Source organism: Kribbella sp. NBC_00662, assembly GCF_041430295.1.
GTDB lineage: Bacteria > Actinomycetota > Actinomycetes > Propionibacteriales > Kribbellaceae > Kribbella.
In genome coordinates this window covers 7,880,374-7,899,214 of record NZ_CP109029.1, presented here as the reverse complement: position 1 = coordinate 7,899,214, position 18,841 = coordinate 7,880,374, and the positions used below count along the sequence as shown (strand labels likewise).

Below are 18,841 nucleotides of genomic sequence, written 5' to 3'. Positions count from 1 at the left end.
ATGTCAGATCTCACCAGGAAGACCGCGGCCGAGCTCGCGGAGCTGATGACGTCCGGGCAGGCCAGCTCGGTCGAGATCACCCAGGCCCATCTGGACCGGATCGCCGCCGTCGACGGTGCCGTGCACGCGTTCCTGCACGTGGACACCGAGGGCGCGCTGGCGCAGGCGAAGGCCGTCGACGACAAGCGGACGGCGGGCGAGCAGCTCGCTCCGCTGGCCGGCGTGCCGCTGGCGCTGAAGGACGTGCTCACCCAGGAGGGTGTGCCGACCACGGCCGGTTCGAAGATCCTCGAGGGCTGGAAGCCGCCGTACGACTCGACCGTCGTGCAGCGGCTGAAGGCGGCCGGGATCGTGATCCTCGGCAAGACCAACATGGACGAGTTCGCCATGGGCTCTTCCACCGAGAACTCGGCGTACGGCACGACCCACAACCCGTGGGACCTGGCCCGGATCCCGGGCGGTTCCGGCGGCGGTTCGTCCGCGGCCATCTCGGCGTACGAGGCGCCGCTCGCGATCGGTACCGACACCGGCGGCTCGATCCGCCAGCCGGGTGCGTTCACCGGCACGGTCGGCGTCAAGCCGACGTACGGCGGCACCTCGCGGTACGGGCTGATCGCGCTGGCGTCCTCGCTGGACACGCCCGGTCCGTGTGCCCGGACGACGCTCGACGCGGCGCTGCTGCACGAGGCGATCGCCGGGTACGACCCGATGGACTCGACGTCGATCAACCAGCCGGTCCCGGCCGTGGTCGAGGCCGCCCGCAACGGTGATGTCGCCGGTCTGCGGATCGGCGTGGTGAAGGAGCTCGGCGGCGAGGGATACCAGCCGGGTGTCGAGGCGCGCTTCCACGAGGCGGTCGAGCTGCTCACCAAGCTCGGCGCCGAGGTGGTCGAGGTCTCCTGCCCGCACTTCGAGTACGCGTTGCCGGCCTACTACCTGATCCTGCCGAGCGAGGCCTCGTCGAACCTGGCCAGGTTCGACGCGATGCGGTACGGCCTGCGCGTCGGCGACGACGGCACGAACAGCGCCGAGAAGGTGACGAGCCTGACCCGCGAGGCCGGCTTCGGCGCCGAGGTGAAGCGCCGCATCATCCTCGGCACGCACGCACTGTCGAGCGGGTACTACGACGCCTACTACGGGCAGGCGCAGAAGGTGCGGACGCTGATCGCGCGCGACTTCGCCAAGGCCTACGAGCAGGTCGACGTCCTGGTCTCGCCGGCGACGCCGACGACCGCGTTCGCGATCGGCGACCGGATCGACGACCCGATCGCGATGTACAAGAACGACCTCTGCACGATCCCGTCCAACCTGGCCGGCAACGCGGCCGCGTCGTTCCCGTGCGGCCTCGCCGACGAGGACGGCATGCCGGTCGGCTTCCACGTGATGGCGCCGGTGATGCGCGACGACCTGTGCTACACGGTCGGCGCCGCGCTGGAGTCCGCGCTGGCCGAGCAGTGGGGCGGCGTACTGATGACCAAGGCTCCGGAGCTGGAGGTGACCCGATGACCGCCGATGTTCTCGAAATCAATGACGCGTTGACGCAGTACGACCCGGTCATGGGTCTCGAGGTCCATGTCGAGCTGAACACGAAGTCGAAGATGTTCTGCGGCTGCCCGACCGAGTTCGGCGCGCCGCCGAACACGCAGACCTGCCCGGTCTGCCTCGGTCTGCCGGGTGCGCTGCCGGTGGTGAACGCGCGCGGTGTCGAGTCGGCGATCAAGATCGGCCTGGCGCTGAACTGCGAGATCGCCGAGTGGTGCCGGTTCGCCCGGAAGAACTACTTCTACCCGGACATGCCGAAGAACTTCCAGACCTCGCAGTACGACGAGCCGATCGCGTTCAACGGCTGGACCGAGGTCGTCGTCGACGGCGAGACGTACCGGATCGAGATCGAGCGCGCGCACATGGAGGAGGACACCGGCAAGTCCACCCACGTGGGTGGCGCGACCGGCCGGATCCACGGCGCGTCGCACTCGCTGGTCGACTACAACCGGGCCGGTATCCCGCTGATCGAGATCGTCACGAAGACGATCGAGGTGCCGGGGGACAAGGCCGCGGCCGTCGCGCGCGCGTATGTGAGCATGCTGCGTGATCTGCTGCTCGCGCTGGACGTGTCCGACGTGCGGATGGACCAGGGCTCGCTGCGCTGCGACGCGAACGTGTCGCTGAAGCCGCGCGGGTCGTCGGTCCTGGGCACGCGGACCGAGACCAAGAACGTGAACTCGTTCCGCTCGGTCGAGCGTGCGGTGACGTACGAGATCACCCGGCAGGCGGCGGTGCTGTCGTCCGGTGGCAAGGTCGTGCAGGAGACGCGGCACTGGCACGAGGACACCGGCATCACCACGTCCGGCCGGGAGAAGTCCGACGCCGAGGACTACCGGTACTTCCCGGAGCCCGACCTCGTGCCGGTCGCGCCGTCGCGTGAATGGGTCGAGGAGATCCGGGCGACGCTGCCCGAAGCGCCTTCGCTGCGCCGGGTCCGGCTGCAGGAGGAGTGGGGTTTCACCGACCTCGAGATGCGCGACGTCATCAACGGCAACGCGCTCGAGCCGATCGTGGCGACGATCGAGCTGGGCGTGACGCCGGCCGCCGCGAAGAAGTGGTGGTTGGGTGAGCTGGCCCGCTCGGCGAACGAGTCGGGGCAGGACCTGGACGCGCTGGGCGTCGGCCCGACGCAGGTCGCGGAGGTCCAGAAGCTGGTCGACGAGGGCACGCTGAACGACAAGCTGGCGCGTCAGGTCTTCGAGGGCCTGCTGGCCGGCGAGGGTACGCCCGCGGAGATCATCGAGAAGCGCGGTCTCGCGCTCGTGTCGGACGACTCGGCGCTGATCGAGGCGATCGACCGAGCCATCGCCGCCAACCCCGACGTCGTCGAAAAGGTCAACTCCGGCAAACCGGCCGCCGCCGGCGCCCTGATCGGCGCCGTCATGAAGGACATGCGCGGCCAGGCCGACGCCGCCAAGGTCCGGCAGCTCCTCAACGAGAAGCTGGGTATCTAGTAGCTGCTGAGGTGCCGGCTCCGACCGAGCCGGCACCTCACCAACTCAAGCCGCGTTCTTGTGGTGGGTGGCTTGAGGTGCGTCTGCGATGACCTCGCGTTCGACCCGGCCGTCCTCGACGTCGGTGGCGTCGGCGAGGAGGGTTTGGGCTACGGCTAGTTCGTCGGTGGGGCAGCGGATCTCGTAGCTGGTGGGGAGGACCTGGGTGATGGTGGCCTCGGGGCGGTTGCGGATGAGACCGCGGAACAGACCCCAGAGCGTCCCGACGAGGACGCCGTACACGAAGCCCCACACCACGACGGCCAACCCGTTGAGCGTGGTCTCGGCGACCAGCGTCACGAAGACGGCCGCGAGTACGCCGAGTGCCGCGCCCTTCAGCGCGCTCACACCGGCGAGTCGCGCGACCGGGACGGTCCGGTGTCTGGTCGCTTGGCGGAGTCCGGCGCCGACCACCTCCAGGCGAGCCGCGTCCATCCCGTAACTTCGCAGGTAGCTCACTGTCTGCTGAGCATCCTCGTAGGTGCTCACCGCAGCGATCACACTGCTGGGAACGCCAGGCCCCTGGCCGGTCCGCATACCGATCTCCTCCTCAGGTCGTCTGCTTACTTCACAAGTACCAGACGACCCAAGGTCTGAAACGGTTGACGACTCAAGACGTGCCCCATCTCTCAACTGCTCAGCGTCACCCGGAGAATTCGGTCGTCGCCGTCGTGCGGCTGGCCGCGGCCGTCGGTGTTCGACGTCGTCACCCACAACGAGCCGTCCGGTGCCGCCTCGACCGTGCGCAGACGCCCGTACTTGGTGGTGAAGAACGCCTGCGGCTCGCCGATTCGCTTGCCATCGGCAACTGGTATCGCCCACAGCCGCTCACCGCGCAGCGACGCCATGAAGATGTGCCCCTGTGCGAACGCGATCCCCGACGGTGACGCGTCGGCGGTGTGCCACTGCGCGATCGGGTCGGTCATCCCGTCCAGCCGGCTGATCCCCTCGGCGGCCGGCCAGCCGTAGTTCGAGCCGGGCTTGATCGCGTTCAGCTCGTCCCAGGTGTTCTGCCCGAACTCCGCGGCGTAGAGCTGGTTCCCGTCGAACGCGAGCCCCTGCACGTTCCGGTGCCCCTTGGTGATCCACACCCGCCCGTCCGGATTACCCGGCGCGGCCTTCCCGTCGGTGGTGATCCGCAGGATCTTCCCGCCGAGCGAGTTGTCGTCCTGCGAGTTCGGCCGGTCCGAGCCGTCCCCGGTCCCGGCGTACAGGAAGCCGTCCGGCCCGAACCGCAGCCGCCCGCCGTTGTGGATCGCCGCCTTCGGGATCCCCTCCAGAATCACCTGCTGGTCGGACAGCTTCCCGTCCTGGTACGTGATCCGCGCGATCCGGTTGTCGTCCCCGCCCGAGTAGTACGCGTAGATGTGGGGCTTCCCCGGATACCCCGGATCCACCGCCAGCCCCAGCAGCCCGCCCTCGGACGACGCCTTCACGTCCTCGACCGTCCCGACGTCGGACACCTGCCCACCGACGATCCGCTTGATCTTCCCGGAGTCCCGCTCTGCCACCAACGCACTCTTGTCCGGGAGGAACGCCAACCCCCAAGGCACCTCGATCCCCGTCGCCACCGTCGAGGCCACGGTCAGCGTCACCGCGGCCGGCCCGTCGACCGCGCTCGCACTCGTCGGCGCCGACGCAGACCCCGAACTGCTCGGAGTCGCCTCCGAACACCCCGTCGCCAACGTCAACGCCGCAACCACCACAGCAGCCCGACCGCGCACAGCAATCTCCTCCGTTAGACCTGCCTACTTACTACACCGCAGGTCAACGAATGGTTCAGCTTCCCCAGGTGGGGCGGAGGGGGAAGTGGGAGTTGCCTCGGGCGTCGGGTTTTACGGCGAGGACCTGGTGGAGCTGGATGGTGTTGTGTTCGAAGCCGGCGCGGCTGGCGGCCAGGTAGAGGCCCCAGATCTTGGCAGTCGCGGGGCCGACCTCGGCCACGGCCTCGTCCCAGTGGGTGACGAGGTTGTCGTTCCAGGCGGCCAGGGTGAGGGCGTAGTGCTCGCGGAGGTTCTCCTCGTGACGGACCTCGAAGCCGGCGTCCTGGGCCTCGGCGATGATGCGGCCGGAGCCGATCAGTTCGCCGTCGGGGAAGATGTAGCGGTCGATGAAGGCGCCGGTGTGACGGAACCGGTTGTCGGGCCGGGTGATGCAGTGGTTGAGCAGCCGGCCACCCGGCTTCAGCCGGTCCAGCAGGAAGCCGAAGTACGACGGGTAGTTGCGGACGCCGATGTGCTCGGTCAGGCCGATCGAGCTGATCACGTCGAAATCCCGCTCGGGTACGTCGCGGTAGTCCAGGTACCGGACCTCGGCCCGGTCCTCCAGCCCGTCTTCCTTGATCTTGGCCGCGGCCCACTCCGCCTGCGCCGCCGACAACGTGACGCCCAGCGCCTGTACGCCGTACTCGCGCGCCGCGTGCCGGACCATCCCGCCCCAGCCGCAACCGACGTCGAGCAGCCGCATGCCCGGCTTCAGGTCGAGCTTGCGCGCGACCAGGTCGTACTTCTCGTACTGCGCCTCTTCCAGCGTCGCATCGGCGCTCGGATAGACGGCGCAGGTGTAGGTCATCGACGGCCCGAGCACCCACTCGTAGAACGTGTTCGACACGTCGTAGTGGTGGTGGATCGCCGACTTGTCCCGCGCCTTCGAGTGCCGCAGCCCCTCGAACGTACGACGCCACTTGGGCAGGTGCTCCTGCGGCGGGGGAGGCGGCGGCTTCAGGTGGCTCCAGCCCAGACCGCGGACGATCCGCAGCGCCTCCGCGGCGGACGGCCGCTGGAAGTGGAAGCTGTCGAGGATCAGCCGCATCAGCTCGTACGGGTTGCCCGGGTGGACGCCGGTGATCTCCAGGTCGCCCATCACGTACGCGCGGACCATGCCGAGGTCACCGGGCGCCGTCAGGACGTACGACAGGCCGCGCTCGGTGGCCAGGTGCATGTGGATCTGCGAGTCCTCCGGCCCGGCGGAGCTGCCGTCGTACGCCGTGAAGCGGAACGGGAGCCCGTCCGGGAGCACCGTGGTGAGGGCATCAGCGATCGAAACCTGATGTGCGAGCGTCGTCATCGGCGCGTCACCGCCTTCTCGTAGAGCCCGGTGAGCCGGGCGTCCGGGTCGTAGCGTTTCTTCACCTCGGCCAGCGCTGCGACGTTGTAGAGCCGGTCGAACGTGTCTCGGTCGTAGTAGGCGTCGGAGTACAGCGACTTGTGCCCGCCGAACTCGGTCACGGCAGCCTCGATGCGCCGGTTGACGTCGCCGTCCGCAGCGCCGGGGGCGATCGGCACGGTGCCCCAGAAGCCGACGTTCACGTACGTCTCACCGGGCGAGAGTGGATACAAAGGCCAGGCCGACGAGCCGCGCAGCCGCAGCGGGCAGAGCCAGACCGGCCGCATACCCACCTCGGCGTCGAACCAGCGCAGGAACTCCGCGAGCCGCCCGACCGGGATCTCGACATCCTGGACGACGCGCTCACGATCCGGCTGGCCGCGGCGCCGCGCGAGCCTGGCCGCGAAATGATGCCGGTTCTCGAAGCCGACGATCTTGTGGAACACGTCGCTGCGCCGCCACCGTCGGGGCCACAGCCGCCGTACGACGGGCTGCTGTGCACCGAAGGCCGCCGAACACCAGAACCAGTCGGTGTCCCACCGCCACAGGTAGTCGTGCGCGGTGAGGAAGTCCCGCTGCCGCTGCTGGATCGAGCGGTAGTAGATCTGCTGGCCGGTGTAGTCACTCGTCCGGGTTGCCGCGTCGCTGTTGCGGCCCAGCGTCAGGTACGCCTCGGCGGGGCTGAAGGCGACCCCGTCGACGAAATGCACCGGCTCGCCGTCATACGTGCCTGAGGCAACCACTTCGTCGACTGCCGGTGCCAGCTCGTCGAGCCCGAGCCGGACGTGCCGGAGCGCGACGTACGGCGAGATCCTGTCGAGCTCGATCCGCAGCCGGGTCGCGTAGCCGAGCGTGCCGTAGGAGTTCGGGAACATCCGGAACAGGTCCGCGTGCTCACCGTCCGGGCGGGCCGTGACGAGGTCGCCGGCGCCGGTGAGGATGTCGAGCTCGAGCACCGACTCGTGCGGCAGGCCGGCCCGGAACGACGACGACTCGATGCCGAGCCCGGTGACCGCGCCGCCGAGCGTGATCGTCTTCAGCTGCGGTACGACCATCGGGGTCAGCCCGTGCGGCAGGGTGGCCGCGACCAGGTCCTCGTAGGTGCACATGCCCTGGACGTCGGCCGTCCGCGCGGCCGGGTCGACGCTGATCACCCCGGTCAGCTTCGACACGTCCAGACCGGGCCGGTCGAGCTCGGTCCGCGGGCGGAACAGGTTCGAAGAGCGCTTCGCCAGCCGGACCGGGTCGCCCTGCGGGATGCGCTCGTACGACTCCCGCAGCCGCCCGACGGCCTGATCGTGTGCGAGCGTCGCCGCCAGATCCGATGTCGAAGGCACCGATCCAGAGTACGACGATGCGCCCGCTCCGGCACGGGATAGTAGGTTCGTCACATGGCTGACGTGAAGGCTTGGCTGCCCTGGGAGGACCCGGACGATTTCCTCCGCGGCCTGCCCGAGGGGTACGACGTGGATTTCTACGCCGGCGGTCCGCGGCCGGCGTTGCTGGACCAGGTGGAGTTATACGTGCCGAGCTACATGGGCGGCGGTGAGGTGCTCGACATCGTCCGCGAGATGCCCGCGCTGAAGGTCGTGCAGCTGCAGACGGCCGGGTTCGAGCACGTCCAGTCGCGGCTCGCCGAAGGCGTCACGTTGTGCAATGCCCGCGGCGTCCACGACGCGTCGACGGCCGAGCTCGCGGTCGGGCTGATCCTGGCGTCGTACCGGCGGCTGCCGCGGGCGGTCCGCGACCAGGAGCGGGAGCTCTGGCCGGACTCGTACGACGAGGTCGACGACTCGCTCGCGGACCGGACCGTGCTGATTCTCGGGTACGGCGCGATCGGCGAGGCGCTCGAACGGCGGCTGAGCGGGTTCGAGTGCGAGGTGATCCGGGTCGCCCGGCGGGAGCGCGACGGCGTACACCCGACGAGTGAGCTGCCGGAGCTGCTGCCGCTCGCGGACGTCGTCGTACTGCTGACGCCGGCCACGCCGGAGACCACCGGGATGGTCGACGCCAAGTTCCTGGCGAGCATGAAGGACGGCGCGCTGCTGGTGAACGTCGCGCGGGGTGTCGTCGTGGACACGGACGCGTTGCTGGCCGAGCTCGGCACGCGGCGGATCAGCGCCGCCCTCGACGTGACCGACCCCGAGCCGTTGCCCACCGGACATCCGCTGTGGTCAGCTCCGAACGTGCTGATCAATCCGCATCGCGGCGGCGCGTCGACGGCGTTCGCGCCGCGGGTGGCCCGGCTGGTCCGTGCGCAGTTGGAGCGCTACGCGACGGGCGAGCCGCTGATCAATGTAGTGGCAGGACCTCAACGCTAGGAGGACGACGATGTCCGAGGCCGTACTGCTGATCGGGACCAAGAAAGGTCTCTGGATCGGCCGGAGCGACGCCGCGCGCAAGGTGTGGCGGCTGGACGGGCCGGTGCCGGAATTCGAGATGCAGGGTGTGTACGCCGTGGGCATCGACACCCGTGGCGACCGGCCGCGACTGTTCGTCGGCGGCACCAGCGAGCACTGGGGGCCGGCGGTCTTCCACTCCGACGACCTCGGCGCGACCTGGGCCGAGCCGCCGGAGGGCTCGATCGGTTTCCCGGCCGATGCCGGGGCCTCGCTCGAGCGGGTCTGGCAGATCCAGCCGGCGCCTGCCGGTCAGCCCGGAGTCGTGTACGCCGGGTCGCAGCCGTCCGCGCTGTGGAAGTCGACCGACGGGGGAGTGACGTTCGAGCTCGTCCGCGGGCTGTGGGACCACCCGCACCGGACCCAGTGGGACGCCGGGTTCGGCGGGCAGGCCGTGCACACCGTGCTCCCGCACGCCACCGATCCGGACCGCGTCAGCGTGGCGATGTCGACCGGCGGCGTCTACCGGACCACCGACGGCGGTACGTCGTGGTCGCCCGCGAACCACGGGATCAAGGCGTACTTCATGCCGGATCCCGACCCCGAGTTCGGTCAGTGCGTGCACAAGCTCGCCGCCCATCCCGACGTACCCGAGCGGCTGTTCGCGCAGAACCATCACGGTGTCTACCGCTCCGACGACGGCGGCTCGATCTGGAAGTCGATCGCGGACGGGCTGCCGTCGGACTTCGGCTTCCCGATGGTGGTGCACCCGCACGAGCCGGACACGGTCTACGTCTTCCCATTGGTTGCGGACGGCAACAGGATCCCGACCGAGGCGAAGTGCCGCGTCTACCGGTCCCGGGACGCGGGCGCCACCTGGGAGCCGCTGTCCGCCGGGCTGCCCGACGTGTCGTACGTTCCGGTACTGCGGGACGCGATGGCCACCGACGCCGCGGACCCGGCCGGCGTGTACGTCGGCACCCGCGACGGCTGCGTCTACGCGAGCGCCGACGCCGGCGACAGCTGGGTCGACGTCGCCAGCCACCTGCCCGACGTACTCACGGTGCGCGCCGCGGTGGTCGGATGATCGCAGTACGCCTGCCCACCGTGCTCCGCCCGTTCGCCGGCGGCGCCGAGCGGGTCGAGGTCGAAGGTACGACGGTCGCCGAGGCGTTTGCGGCGCTGGACGCGCCATTGCGCCGACGGCTCACCGACGAGCAGGGCGGTCTGCGCCGGCACGTGAACATCTATCTGCGTGACGACAACATCCGTGACCTCGACGGCCTCGACACCCCGCTCGCCGACGGCGACGAGCTCCTGGTCCTGCCGAGCGTCGCCGGAGGGTGACGACCCGCTGTCACCGGCCGATGGCGCTGCGGTGACTGTGGGTGCCGAAGGGTTGTGGGCCTGCCCGGTGCCGATTTAGATTCGCCCGAGGGGCCGACGGCTGGGCCGTCGCCTGGGGGGTGCCCGGGGGAGGGGCACCTCATGCATGCGTTTCTGGATCGGCTCGGTCGTGGGGCAGCACGTTTTCACTGGTTCGTGATCGCCGGCTGGCTGGTGGTCGTGGTCGGACTGTTCGTCCTGCGGTCCGCGTTCGGCGGTACGTACGTCAACAACTACACGGTCCCGGGCAGTGAATCGTCCGCTGGTTTGAACATCCTGAACAAGGACTTCGCCAGCGCCGGCGGCTACTCGGGCTCGATCGTGTTCCACGCGAAGACCGGCGCGGTGTCCGAACACGCCGATGTGGTCAAGACGTCGATGGAGGCCGTCGGCAAACTGCCCGACGTCGTCACCGCGGTCGATCCGCTGGCGACCTCGCAGACGGCGTACATCTCGAAGGACGGCAGCATCGTCAACGCGCCGGTCTCCTTCTCGGTGGTGCCGGCGTCGCTCGACAAGTCGTACGTCGACAAACTGGACGCGGCCGTCGAACCTGCCCGCGCAGCCGGGCTGCAGGTGGAGTACGGCGGTGGCGCCGGCCAGATCGGGAAGCAGGCCGACGACGGTCCGTCGGAGGCGATCGGTCTCGCACTCGCGTTGTTGCTGCTGTTCCTGATGTTCCGGTCCGTGGTCGCGTCCGGACTGCCGCTGGTTGCGGCGGTCTTCAGCGTCGGCGGCGGGCTGGCGGTCCTCGGGCTGCTCGCGGCCGTCAAGGACTTCCCGGTCTCGGCGCCGACGGTCGCGACCCTGCTCGGGCTGGGGGTCGCGATCGACTACGGCCTCTTCCTGGTGTCGCGGCATCGCGAGCAACTGGACGACGGCATGGGTGTGGTCGAGTCGGCCGGCCGGGCCGAGTCCACCTCCGGCGCGGCGATCCTGGTCGCCGGCGGCACCGTGGTGATCGCGATCCTCGGGCTGTACGTGTCCGGCGTACCGTTCGTCGGCGCGCTCGGTCTGTCGTCGGCGATCGTCGTCGCGGTCACCGTGCTGGCTGCGCTCACGCTGATCCCGGCGCTGCTCGGCCTGGCGAAGTTCACCGTGCTCAATCGCAAGGACCGGCATCACCTCGCCGAAGAACGCGAGCTGGAGTCGTCGCTGCCGGACGAGACCGCGATCGCGGAACACCGCGCGGAGGAACGCGAACGCCGCGACGCCAAGCACGAGCAGAGCGCGTTCGCCCGCTGGGGGCGCAAGGTGAGCGATCGGCCGTGGCCGTACGGCATCGCCGCGACGCTGGTCTTGCTCATCCTCGCGATCCCGTTGCTGTCGATGAACCTCGGCCAGCTCGACGCCGGCACCGATCCGGCCGCCGATTCCAGCCGGAAGGCGTACGACCTGATCGCGCAAGGGTTCGGCCCCGGCGCCAACGGCCCGCTGACGGTCGTCGTACAACTGCCGTCCTCGGGTGACAAGCAGACCTTGCTGACCGGGCTCTCGTCGACCTTGCAGAAGACGCCGGGCGTCGCCGCGGTCCAGCCGCCGAGCACGAACAGTGCCGGTACGACGGCCATCATCAACGTCATCCCGACCACCTCGCCGTCGGCCGCGGAGACCGAGGACCTGGTCAACCGGATCCGCGACGACGTGCTGTCCGGCCAGCAGGAGCCGACGTACGTCGTCGGCACCACGGCCGGGTACGTCGACTTCACCGAGAAGGTGGGCAGCCGGATGCCGTGGCTGATCGGGGCGGTCGTCGTGCTGGCGTTCCTGCTGCTGACGGTGGCGTTCCGTTCGCTGCTGATCGGGGTGAAGGCGGCGGTGCTGAACCTGCTGTCGGTCGGGGCGGCGTACGGCGTGATCGTCGCGGTCTTCCAGTGGGGCTGGGGGTCGTCGCTGGTCGGGATCGACGAGAACGTGCCGATCCCGTCGTTCGTGCCGATGCTGATGTTCGCGATCGTGTTCGGGTTGTCGATGGACTACGAGGTGTTCCTGTTGTCCCGGGTGCACGAGGCGTGGATCGCGACGAAGGACAGCCATCGCGCGGTGGCGATCGGGATCGGCGCGACGGCCCGGGTGATCACCACCGCGGCGGCGATCATGATCGTGGTCTTCCTGAGCTTCGTGCTCGACGACGACCCGACGGTCAAGATGCTGGCGGTCGGGATGGCGGTCGCGGTGCTGATCGATGCCAGCGTGGTCCGGATGATCCTGGTGCCGTCGGTGATGACGCTGCTCGGCGATCGGGCCTGGTGGCTGCCGCGCTGGCTCGACCGCATCGTCCCGGACATCCAGCTCGAGGGCGGTCCGCAACCGCCGCCGTCGCAACCGGCTCGCGAGGTCGAGCACGTGTAACCGGGTACGGGCGGTCGGCATGAGCGATGTGCTTCTGCTGACCGGCCCGTCCGGCTCGGGCAAGACCACCGTGGCGCGACTCGTCGCCACCGACGCCTCCGGTCCCACGGTGCATCTGACGACCGACGAGTTCTACCGCGCCATCCGCACCGGTTTCGTCGCGCCGTGGCTGGCCGGGGCCCAGCACCAGAACGAGGTGGTCGTCGACGCGATCGTCGCCACTGTGGGCGTTTACACGCGCGGCGGGTACGACGTGGTGGTGGACGGGATCATCGGCCCGTGGTTCCTCGGCCCGTTCCGCGCGGCCGCGGCCGACTGGCGGATGTCGTACGTCGTACTGCGGCCCGACCTGGACACGACGCTACAGCGGGGTCAAGCACGCGACGGAGTCGAGCTGACGGACGTCGACGCGCTGACCGGGCTGCACGGCGCGTTCGCGGACCTCGGCGAGCTCGAGCCGCACGCGATCGACACCTCGACCCTCGATCCCGCCGCGACGGCCGCCGAGGTCCGCAAAGCTGTTGCCTCGGGCGACTACCTGCTCAGTGCCTGAACAGCCGTACGCCGGTCGCGTGCCAGCTGATGCCGTACTCCGCGCACGCGGCGGCGACCTCAGCTGAGCGGATGGAACCGCCCGGCTCGGCGATGTGCGTGACGCCGTACCGGTGTGCTTCCTCGACGTTGTCGGCGAAGGGGAGGGCGCCGTCGGACACCATCGACACACCGGTCAGCGGCTCCCTCGAACGGCGTGACCACCAGAGCGCGGCCTTCTCGCCTGCCAGCCGGGTGCAGTCGACCCGGGACTGCTGGCCGGCCCCGACGCCGATGGTCATGCCGTCCTTCACCAGCACGATTGTGTTCGATTGGGTGTACCTGGCAACGATCATGCCGAGCTTCAGATCGTCGGAGAGGCCGTCGGGCAACGGCAGGTCGTCACGCTGTTGCGTGAGTCGCATGCCGTAGATCTCGCGCACTTCCTCGGCCGGCGGTTCGAAACCGGGATCCGCCTCGAGGACGAGGTACGTCCCGCGTTTCTTCGCGGCCAGGATCTCGACCACACCGTCGTCGTACCCGGGCGCGATGATCCCGTCCGACACGACCCGCTTCAACACACCCGCCAGCTCGGCGTCCACCGGATGCGAGACCGCCACGAAGTCGCCGTACGACGACTTCGGATCCGCGTCCCGCGCCCGCGCATAAGCCTCGGCCACACTCCCACCGAGAGCCGCCCCGGCCGGCGACACATGCTTGTACGACGCGGCCGCCGGCGTACCGAACGCCTTCGCCGCCTCCCGAACCAATTGCCACCCGGTCAACGCATCAAGCACGTTGATATACGACGGCGCACCCGCAACAACCGCGAACGGCGCCCGTCCAACCGGCTCCATCACAGCCGACTGATGCGGATTCATCCCATAACGCACGACAACCTCCGAACCCACTCGGAGGCGCCCAGGCGGACGACGCCCTACTCTTCGCTCCCCGGTGGTACCCCACCCTCGCCAGTCGCGGTGCCCTCAGCCTACTTCGTCGCGTGAACCACCAGCAGGCGCGAGTCGCCGGCCAGTGGCTGCTGCTGCCAGCCGCTGTGGATCGTGATGTCGGTGAAGCCCGCGGCCGCGAGGTCGGCGGTGATTGACTCGGGGGAGCGGAAGTGCAGGGTATTGCGGTAGACGGCGTCGTGGCCGTCGGGGAAGACGTTGTGGGCGTCGAAGATCACCCGGCCGTCGGCGACCTCGATCAGGTCGAGCCATTCGACCAGGTGGCCGACGGTCGTGTCGCGTTCGCCGTACGTCGCCTCGCGGGTCCACTGCTCCCACGCGCGGGCCGCCGGGTTGCGCGACTCGAAGCTGATCACGCCGCCGGGCCGGAGCGCATCCGCGAGCGCGCTGAATACCTCGGCCTGGTTGCCGATGTGCATGATGGTGTTGCCGGTGCTGATCACGAGGTCGGCGTCGTGAGTCGGCTCGACGGCGCGGAAGTCTCCCTCGACCCACGTGACTGCGTCCGCACCCGGCTGACGACGTGCGTAGTCGAGCATCGTGGCGCTCGGGTCGATCCCGACCACCACCCGACCCGGCGCGACGAGCGAGCGGGTCAGCAGACCCGTGCCACAGCCGAAGTCCACGACCTTGCGGGCACCGGAGGCCAGCGCGCGGTAGTAGGCATGGTCATCACCGGGAGGGTTGTCGAGGTCGTACAACTCCACCAGCTGTTCGTCGCCGTACGGATCGTCGCTCACCCGCGAATGCTAGAAGCGGCCCGGGAAGACGACAACGAAATTAAGCCCGGGCATAGAGTGAACCGCATGGTCGATGTGAAGCCCCGTAGCCGGACAGTGACCGATGGGCTGGAGGCCACTGCCAGCCGTGGCATGCTCCGGGCGGTCGGGATGGGTGACGACGACTGGGCCAAGCCGCAGGTCGGAGTCGCCTCCAGCTGGAACGAGATCACCCCGTGCAACCTGTCCCTCGACCGGCTCGCCAAGGCCGTCAAGGAGGGCGTGCACGCGGCCGGTGGGTATCCGCTCGAGTTCGGCACGATCAGCGTCTCCGACGGCATCTCGATGGGCCACGTCGGCATGCACTACTCGCTGGTCAGCCGGGAGATCATCGCGGACTCCGTCGAGACCGTGATGGAGGCCGAGCGGCTCGACGGCTCGGTGCTGCTCGCCGGTTGCGACAAGTCGCTGCCCGGCATGCTGATGGCGGCCGCGCGCCTGGATCTGGCAAGTGTCTTCCTGTACGCCGGTTCGATCATGCCCGGCCGGCTCGGGGACAAGGACGTCACGATCATCGACGCGTTCGAGGCGGTCGGCGCCTGCGTCCGCGGCCTGATCACGCGCGACGAGGTCGACGCGGTCGAGCGCGCGATCTGCCCTGGCGAGGGCGCCTGCGGCGGGATGTACACCGCGAACACGATGGCCGCGTCCGCCGAAGCTCTCGGTATGTCGCTGCCGGGCTCAGCCGCTCCGCCGGCCGTCGACCGCCGCCGCGACGGGTACGCCCGCAAGTCCGGCGAGGCCGTGGTCGGCCTGCTGCAGAAGGGCATCACCGCCCGCCAGATCCTCACCAAGGAGGCGTTCGAGAACGCCATCGCCGTGGTGATGGCGCTGGGAGGTTCGACGAATGCCGTTCTGCATCTGCTGGCCATCGCTCGGGAGGCGGAGGTCGAGCTGACCCTGGCCGACTTCAACCGGGTGGGCGAGAAGGTTCCGCATCTCGGTGACCTCAAGCCGTTCGGGCGGTACGTGATGACCGACGTGGACCGAGTCGGCGGGATCCCGGTCGTGATGCGGGCGCTCCTCGACGCCGGCCTGCTGCACGGAGACTGCCTGACCGTCACCGGCAAGACGATGGCCGAGAACCTGGCCGACATCGCGCCGCCGGACATCGACGGCACGATCATCCGCGCGCTCGACAAGCCGATCCACCACACCGGCGGCATCACGATCCTGCACGGCTCGCTCGCCCCCGAGGGCGCGGTCGTGAAGAGCGCCGGCTTCGACTCGGACGTGTTCGAGGGGACCGCCCGCGTGTTCGACGGCGAGCGTGCCGCGATGGACGCCGTACCGGATCTGAACGCCGGCGATGTGGTCGTGATCCGCTACGAAGGACCGAAGGGCGGTCCGGGGATGCGCGAGATGCTCGCGGTCACCGGCGCGATCAAGGGCGCCGGCCTCGGCAAGGACGTGCTGCTGCTCACCGACGGCCGCTTCTCCGGCGGTACGACGGGACTCTGCGTCGGACACGTCGCGCCCGAGGCTGTGGACGGCGGGCCGATCGCGTTCGTCCGCGACGGCGACCGGATCACGCTCGACGTCGCGAACCGCACGCTCGACCTGCACATCAGCCCGGAAGAACTCGAGAGCCGCAAGCAGGGCTGGACCCCCAAGACGCCGTCGATCACCAAGGGCGTGCTCGGGAAATACACGCGGCTGGTCCGATCGGCGTCCGAGGGAGCTGTCTGCATCTAGGGACGGCTGTATCAAATGATGAGACACGGAGACGCCCAACTTGACCCGGTCGCGGTCTGCGGGCGAATAATGCCTACATGCGATCGATTCTCCTCGTACTTGTGCGGCGCGCCGACTGACGCGACCACCGAGTCGAGCGCGCCCCTTCAGCCAACCCGGCCGAAGGGGTTTTTTGTTGCCAGGGCGACTATCTGTGACCCAGTAGAGCCAGGACGACAGCCACAAGCGAGGATGGATCGGTCGCGACAGCACCGTTTCTTTGGGCAAAATTCGTGACAGGACAGGAAGGCTCTCTCATGAGTGAGCAGCTGACCGGGGCACAGGCTCTGATCCGCGCACTGGAACATGCCGGAGTGGACACCGTCTTCGGCATCCCGGGCGGCGCGATCCTCCCGGCGTACGACCCGATGCTCGACTCGACCCAGATCCGCCACATCCTGGTACGTCACGAGCAGGGCGCCGGCCACGCCGCCCAGGGGTACGCCGCAGCGTCGGGCAAGACCGGCGTGTGCATGGCGACCTCGGGCCCGGGCGCGACCAACCTGGTGACGCCGATCGCCGACGCCTACATGGACTCGGTGCCGATGGTGGCGATCACCGGTCAGGTGGCCGGTGCCGCGATCGGCACGGACGCCTTCCAGGAGGCGGACATCCGCGGCATCACGATGCCGATCACCAAGCACAACTTCCTGGTGACCGACCCGGCCGACATCGCCACCACGATCGCCGAGGCGTTCCACATCGCCTCGACCGGCCGGCCCGGACCGGTGCTGGTCGACGTGACCAAGGACGCGATGCAGACCCAGGGCGTCGACTTCCAGTGGCCGACCGAGCTCGCGCTGCCCGGCTACCGGCCGGTGACCCGCCCGCACCCGAAGCAGGTGCGCGAGGCGGCCCGCCTGATCGCAGCGGCCGAGAAGCCGGTGCTGTACGTCGGCGGCGGCGTGATCCGGGCCCAGGCCAGCGCCGAGCTGAAGGAGCTCGCCGAGCTGCTCGGTATTCCGGTGGTCACCACGCTGATGGCCCGCGGCGCGCTGCCGGACACCCACGAGCTGCACTTCGGGATGCCCGGTATGCACGGCTCGGTGTCCGCGGTCGGCGCGCTGCAGCGCTCCGATCTGCTGATCACGCTGGGCGCGCGGTTCGACGACCGGGTGACCGGCAAGCTCGACTCGTTCGCGCCCGAGGCGAAGGTCATCCACGCCGACATCGACCCGGCCGAGATCGGCAAGAACCGCGCCGCCGACGTCCCGATCGTGGGTGACTGCAAGGAGGTCATCACCGACCTGATCGCGGCGCTGCGGACCGAGATCGCGAGCTCCGGCCGCACCCCGTCGTACGACGCCTGGCGCAGCCAGCTCGAATCGGTGCGCGCGAAGTACCCGGTCGCGTACGACGAACCCGAGGACGGCACGCTGTCCCCGCAGTACGTGATCGAGCGGATCGGCAAGATCGCCGGACCGGACGCCGTGTACACCGCGGGTGTCGGCCAGCACCAGATGTGGTCCGCGCACTACCTGCCGTTCGAGAAGCCCCGGCACTGGCTGAACTCCGGCGGCCTCGGCACGATGGGGTACGCCGTGCCGGCCGCCATGGGCGCCAAGGTCGCGCGGCCGGACAAGACCGTCTGGGCGATCGACGGCGACGGCTGCTTCCAGATGACCAACCAGGAGCTCGTCACCTGCGCGCTGGAGGGCATCCCGATCAAGGTTGCCGTGATCAACAACCAGTCGCTGGGCATGGTCCGGCAGTGGCAGACGCTGTTCTACGACAAGCGTTACTCCAACACCGACCTGCACTCGGCCCGGATCCCGGACTTCGCCAAGCTGGCCGAGGCGATGGGCGGCGTCGGGCTGCGCTGCTCGGACAAGGACTCCGTCGACGCCACCATCGACAAGGCGATGTCGGTCACCGACCAGCCGGTCGTCGTGGACTTCGTCGTTCACCGTGACGCGATGGTGTGGCCGATGGTCGCGGCCGGCACCAGCAACGACGACATCCAGATCGCCCGCGACATGGCGCCGAAGTGGGACGGGGAGGAGCTGTAGATGTCCAAGCACACGTTGAGCATCCTGGTGGAGAACAAGCACGGTGTGCTGGCCCGGGTGGCCGCGTTGATCTCGCGGCGGGGCTTCAACATCGACTCGCTCGCGGTCGGTCCGACCGAGCACCCCGAGGTTTCCCGGATGACCATCGCGGTCAGCGTGGACGAGCAGCCTCTGGAGCAGATCACCAAGCAGCTGAACAAGCTGGTGAACGTGATCAAGATCGTCGAACTCGAGCCCAGCCAGACGGTTCAGCGTGAACTGCTGCTGGTGAAGGTGAAGGCGGACACCCTGACCCGCGGACAGGTGCTGGAGACCGTCCAGCTGTTCCGTGCGAAGGTGGTGGACGTGGCACCGGACGCGATCACGATCGAGGCGACCGGCAATCCCGAGAAACTCGAAGCCATGCTCCGGGTGCTGGAACCCTTCGGCGTCCGCGAGCTGGTGCAGTCCGGCATGGTGGCGATCGGCCGGGGCAGCCGCTCCATCTCCGACCGCACGCTGCGGCCGGTCCCGGTGCCGCCGCCGCACGTCCAGTCGGGACCCCCGACAGTGCAGGCACGACCCGCCGAACGTTCTCACCACCCGGTGCCGGGCCCG

At 69.2% G+C, this 18,841-nt stretch carries 15 protein-coding genes, 1 pseudogene and 1 riboswitch; of the genes and pseudogenes, 10 read left to right on the top strand and 6 right to left on the bottom strand.

Annotated elements, in window-relative coordinates; translation table 11 throughout:
• Positions 1–1,506, top strand: a complete 1,506-nt coding sequence (gatA, locus tag OHA10_RS38830) for an Asp-tRNA(Asn)/Glu-tRNA(Gln) amidotransferase subunit GatA (protein WP_371403770.1) — start codon at positions 1–3, stop codon at positions 1,504–1,506.
• Entirely contained in the window at positions 1,503–2,999 is a 1,497-nt protein-coding gene (gene gatB / locus OHA10_RS38825) for an Asp-tRNA(Asn)/Glu-tRNA(Gln) amidotransferase subunit GatB (RefSeq protein WP_371403769.1), read from the top strand. Before gatA ends, gatB begins: the two co-directional genes overlap by 4 nt.
• A 45-nt stretch (positions 3,000–3,044) precedes the next feature.
• Here gatB and OHA10_RS38820 read toward each other — a convergent pair whose 3' ends face one another.
• The 4 genes from OHA10_RS38820 to OHA10_RS38805 all read right to left on the bottom strand — a co-directional run bounded on the left by OHA10_RS38820 (position 3,045) and on the right by OHA10_RS38805 (position 7,480).
• A complete protein-coding gene (locus OHA10_RS38820) occupies positions 3,045–3,527 on the bottom strand; it encodes a hypothetical protein (protein ID WP_371403768.1) in 483 nt (160 codons plus the stop codon).
• Positions 3,528–3,667: 140 nt separating this feature from the next.
• Complete coding sequence (locus tag OHA10_RS38815; protein WP_371403767.1) at positions 3,668–4,762, bottom strand: sorbosone dehydrogenase family protein; 1,095 nt, start codon at positions 4,760–4,762, stop codon at positions 3,668–3,670.
• A 55-nt stretch (positions 4,763–4,817) separates the two neighbouring features.
• Positions 4,818–6,104 carry a class I SAM-dependent methyltransferase gene (locus OHA10_RS38810; protein ID WP_371403766.1) on the bottom strand — a complete coding sequence of 429 codons (1,287 nt, stop codon included), beginning with the start codon at positions 6,102–6,104 and terminating at the stop codon, positions 4,818–4,820.
• Entirely contained in the window at positions 6,101–7,480 is a 1,380-nt protein-coding gene (locus tag OHA10_RS38805) for an FAD-binding oxidoreductase (protein WP_371403765.1), read from the bottom strand. The genes OHA10_RS38810 and OHA10_RS38805 overlap by 4 nt, the downstream gene beginning before the upstream one ends.
• A 54-nt stretch (positions 7,481–7,534) precedes the next feature.
• Between OHA10_RS38805 and OHA10_RS38800 the strand changes: the two genes are divergently transcribed.
• The 5 genes from OHA10_RS38800 to OHA10_RS38780 all read left to right on the top strand — a co-directional run bounded on the left by OHA10_RS38800 (position 7,535) and on the right by OHA10_RS38780 (position 12,773).
• Positions 7,535–8,464 carry a 2-hydroxyacid dehydrogenase gene (locus OHA10_RS38800; RefSeq protein ID WP_371403764.1) on the top strand — a complete coding sequence of 310 codons (930 nt, stop codon included), beginning with the start codon at positions 7,535–7,537 and terminating at the stop codon, positions 8,462–8,464.
• Between the two features lie 10 nt (positions 8,465–8,474).
• The gene (locus OHA10_RS38795) at positions 8,475–9,569 is read left to right on the top strand and encodes a WD40/YVTN/BNR-like repeat-containing protein (RefSeq protein ID WP_371403763.1); all 1,095 of its coding nucleotides are present in this window, start codon (positions 8,475–8,477) and stop codon (positions 9,567–9,569) included.
• Positions 9,566–9,829 carry a MoaD/ThiS family protein gene (locus OHA10_RS38790; RefSeq protein WP_130448990.1) on the top strand — a complete coding sequence of 88 codons (264 nt, stop codon included), beginning with the start codon at positions 9,566–9,568 and terminating at the stop codon, positions 9,827–9,829. Before OHA10_RS38795 ends, OHA10_RS38790 begins: the two co-directional genes overlap by 4 nt.
• A 141-nt stretch (positions 9,830–9,970) precedes the next feature.
• Positions 9,971–12,220 carry an MMPL family transporter gene (locus OHA10_RS38785; protein WP_371403762.1) on the top strand — a complete coding sequence of 750 codons (2,250 nt, stop codon included), beginning with the start codon at positions 9,971–9,973 and terminating at the stop codon, positions 12,218–12,220.
• A 19-nt stretch (positions 12,221–12,239) separates the two neighbouring features.
• Entirely contained in the window at positions 12,240–12,773 is a 534-nt protein-coding gene (locus OHA10_RS38780; protein WP_371403761.1) for an AAA family ATPase, read from the top strand.
• Here OHA10_RS38780 and OHA10_RS38775 read toward each other — a convergent pair.
• Entirely contained in the window at positions 12,763–13,644 is an 882-nt protein-coding gene (locus tag OHA10_RS38775; protein WP_371403760.1) for a 5-aminoimidazole-4-carboxamide ribonucleotide transformylase, read from the bottom strand. The two genes, OHA10_RS38780 and OHA10_RS38775, sit on opposite strands and share 11 nt — an antisense overlap.
• Positions 13,645–13,663: 19 nt before the next feature.
• Positions 13,664–13,740, bottom strand: a riboswitch (ZMP/ZTP riboswitch).
• A 2-nt stretch (positions 13,741–13,742) separates the two neighbouring features.
• Complete coding sequence (locus OHA10_RS38770; RefSeq protein WP_371403759.1) at positions 13,743–14,462, bottom strand: trans-aconitate 2-methyltransferase; 720 nt, start codon at positions 14,460–14,462, stop codon at positions 13,743–13,745.
• A 66-nt stretch (positions 14,463–14,528) separates the two neighbouring features.
• Between OHA10_RS38770 and ilvD the strand changes: the two genes are divergently transcribed.
• From ilvD to ilvN, 3 genes and pseudogenes are all read left to right on the top strand, one after another.
• Positions 14,529–16,196, top strand: coding sequence for a dihydroxy-acid dehydratase (ilvD, locus tag OHA10_RS38765; RefSeq protein WP_371403758.1), 1,668 nt, complete (start codon positions 14,529–14,531; stop codon positions 16,194–16,196).
• Positions 16,197–16,492: 296 nt separating this feature from the next.
• A complete protein-coding gene (locus tag OHA10_RS38760) occupies positions 16,493–18,244 on the top strand; it encodes an acetolactate synthase large subunit (protein ID WP_371403757.1) in 1,752 nt (583 codons plus the stop codon).
• Positions 18,245–18,748: pseudogene (ilvN, locus tag OHA10_RS38755) on the top strand (acetolactate synthase small subunit); the annotation flags it as partial.
• Positions 18,749–18,841 lie beyond the last annotated feature (93 nt).